This is a genomic window from Leptospira alexanderi serovar Manhao 3 str. L 60, from assembly GCF_000243815.2.
In the GTDB taxonomy this organism is placed as follows: domain Bacteria; phylum Spirochaetota; class Leptospiria; order Leptospirales; family Leptospiraceae; genus Leptospira; species Leptospira alexanderi.
In genome coordinates this window covers 1-1,923 of record NZ_AHMT02000023.1, presented here as the reverse complement: position 1 = coordinate 1,923, position 1,923 = coordinate 1, and the positions used below count along the sequence as shown (strand labels likewise).

Genomic DNA, 1,923 nt, shown 5'->3' with positions numbered 1-1,923 from the left:
TTTCCCTTGGAACAAAACTGTTTTAAACGACAACCGGAACAACTAGTCGAACGAAAATCCGAATAGCTATCTTTTCCATGAAGATATTTTTCCGTTCTGAATTTAAGAACTCTACCTGTCGGACAGATGAATCGATTCAATTTCTTTTCATACGTAAACCGGATCGATTTTGGTTTACGTTGAGTGGATTTTGGGGCTTTAGGAATTTTCCCCACTTGAAATAATTTTGTTATTTTCTGGTCCGGGCAATAAAGGTCGAATTCTTTTAAACTGCGGAAGTTAGCCTCACTCGCATAACCCGCATCCAAGACATATTGAATTTTTCTTAAATCCTGGTCTTTTGATTTTATTGATCTCTACATAAAGGAGTACCGCCAATTTTAGCACAAATCCCCGTTTAGATGTAGAATTTTGGACACTCTATTATGTAGGGATGAGTAAAGAAGAATAACAGGATTCAACTTTTTGAATCATCTTTTCTGTAAACTGAGTATCCGATTGTCCGGTCTCAACACATTATGAAATGATCATGTTTGATTTATAATCGACCGCCGCCTGCGCATTGTAACCTACGATAAAGCCATTTCTTCTTTTTTGTAGATCGCAATTTCTCTCATAGAGATGAACCCGACGACGGTCTTTGTGCTTTTTTGAGAATTTTACAGCTTCCTTGAGCTTGTCTGTTTTCCGTTCTAATTCTTTTCTCTTGTTTTGTATTTTAACGTGAGTTCGGCCTAAGGAGAGAGTAAAAGTTGTAAATTGTCTTTGGATCTCAAATTCAAAGAAGGTTTTTTTGGAAAAAAAGAAAATGCAACTAACCCACTTAATAGATTAACAGCCCAATTGAAAAAGCTTCGATGTCTAGTATGTTGAATCTGACAGATATTTTTGAGTTCATCATTAACTGCTTCAATGATAGCTCTTTTTCTTAAAAGAATTTTATCAACTAAGGGCATTAATTTATTTTTCATATTCTTTTTAAGTTTTGTAATGAGTTGAATTCCCTTTTCATAAAGACTTTCAAACAAAGATTGACTGATATAACCTATATCTCCGAAAAGTTTACAGCGCATCCCAAAACTTCATTTTATTTTACCAAAGGTCAAGCTGCAAGGTTCTGTCCGGTCTCGGTTTTTTCCATAAGAAAGAACTGGTGAGGGCAGGTTCTTATCGTGAATATTCTTAACAAGTGGAAAAATCACTTTTGAATTCCTGTCGTCGACGTTTCCAGGAGTAATCATAAATGATAATATTTCACCTTGATCATTTACGATTAAATGCAATTTAAAGCCATAAAACCAGCCTGTGCTTGATTTCCCTCGTTGTGCAGTATCTTTAAATACTTTACAGCGTGTTCTAAAACTTCATTTTATTTTACCAAAGATCAAGCTGCAAGGTTCTGTTCAGTTCCGGTTTTTTCCATAAGAAAAAATCGAGACTGGACAGGTTCTTATGAGAATGGATTCTTCTGTTGTCGCATACTCCAAAGAATCGTAGAATCAATGAACGATATTCCCGAACATTTTCCCAGACAAGAATTTGATAGAAACGAAGCTATGACAGATAACGCGTTAGGCATCAGTTCAACAAAACGATTGTAACTTACAGCTTTTGGAAATTCGGATTTTAAATTCTTTTTTATTTCTATCAGATAATAATTTTTAAATTCTCTATAATGAGAAAGATGAAAACAGACAACAATCGTTGCTACTTCACTCAGGCTTAACTGAAATTTTCGGTTTCTTTTTCGAACCACCGGACAAAAGTATTTTCACGTTCCAGTTTATTTTTTGTTGTGTACAATAATCGTCTATCGCACAAAATATCTCTGTCAGATCCATATTTAACCCTTTTCTTGCTGGAAATTTAGTTCAATATGTGATCTGGCGCTTTTCTGTACAAGATTTTCTCTTTTTTCCTCCT

Annotated in this window: 2 pseudogenes; both read right to left on the bottom strand. The window is 34.8% G+C overall.

Annotation, left to right across the window (positions count from 1 at the left end):
- A pseudogene (locus LEP1GSC062_RS24645) lies at positions 1–474 on the bottom strand (hypothetical protein); the annotation flags it as partial.
- 260 nt (positions 475–734) lie between these two features.
- Positions 735–1,841: pseudogene (locus tag LEP1GSC062_RS25815) on the bottom strand (IS982 family transposase).
- Positions 1,842–1,923 lie beyond the last annotated feature (82 nt).